Below are 1,101 nucleotides of genomic sequence, written 5' to 3'. Positions count from 1 at the left end.
ATTCTTCGTCGGTGATCTCAAAGCGAAGGCGATCTATTCGTTCGTTCTGAAGAACCCGCTCGGTTACCACGTCGCGGAATGCCTTGTTAGTCGTTCGTGTCACGCTGCGACGACGACGGTCAGATCATGATCTCTCCACCGGTGACCGGAATGACCGCGCCCGTCATGTAGCTGCCAAGATGCGACGCGAGGAGGACATAAGCCCCCGCCAATTCGGCAGGCTGCCCCGCCCGTCCGATCAACGTGTTCTCTCCGAACTTGGCCGCCTTCTCGGCCGGCATCGTCGACGGGATGAGGGGTGTCCAGATCGGCCCGGGCGCGACTGCGTTCACGCGGATCCCTTTCTCCGCCAGCATCTCGGCGAGCCCCGCCGTGAAGTTCGAGATTGCTCCCTTCGTCGACGCGTAGGCAAGAAGCTGTGGCGATGGCTGTCGGGACTGGATCGACGTCGTATTGATGATCGCGCTGCCGGGCTTCATGTGCGGGACGGCTGCCTTGGCTAGGAAGAACGGCGCGTAAATGTTTGTCCGGAAGGTCTCGTCCCATTCCTCGGCGGAGATGTCCGTGACATCGGCATAGGTGCGCTGGAATGCGGCGTTGTTCACCAGGATGTCGATGCCGCCAAGTTCGTCGACGGTGCGCTCAACCAGACCCTGGCAATGCTCCTCCGACTTGATATCGCCAGGGACGACGACAGCCTTGCGTCCTGCTTCTTCCACCCACTTGGCGGTGTCCTTGGCGTCCTCGTCTTCGTTCAGGTAGGAGATGAGGATGTCCGCTCCCTCTCGCGCGAACGCGATCGCCACGGCCTTGCCGATCCCGGAATCCGCGCCCGTTATCAATGCGACCTTGCCTTCCAGCTTGCCATTACCCTTGTAGGAGTGTTCCCCATGATCCGGAACCGGCAGCATCGATGCGGTCTTGCCTGGCGGTTCCTGATGCTGGGCGGGATAGGGCGGCGTCGGTCGGCGAGTGTCATCGGACATGTCGTTCTCTCCAAGGTGGGTTTGTGGACAACTAAACACGCCCGACACGCAACAGTTCCGCGACTCCTTCGCGCAAAGCCTCGTCAGCGCTTCGCGCCGAAGACGAAGATGAAGG

Annotated in this window: 1 protein-coding gene; it reads right to left on the bottom strand. The window is 61.1% G+C overall.

The annotated features are described in order from the left end of the window. Nucleotides 1-119: 119 nt before the first annotated feature. Nucleotides 120-986: an SDR family oxidoreductase gene (locus ACPYOI_RS35720; protein ID WP_481424132.1), complete on the bottom strand. Its 867-nt coding sequence runs from the start codon at nt 984-986 to the stop codon at nt 120-122. Nucleotides 987-1,101: the final 115 nt, after the last annotated feature.

Source organism: Rhizobium sp. SVR5-2C, from assembly GCF_056755115.1.
Note: the sequence above shows the minus strand (reverse complement) of the source record. Positions and strands in the feature narration are given on the sequence as shown.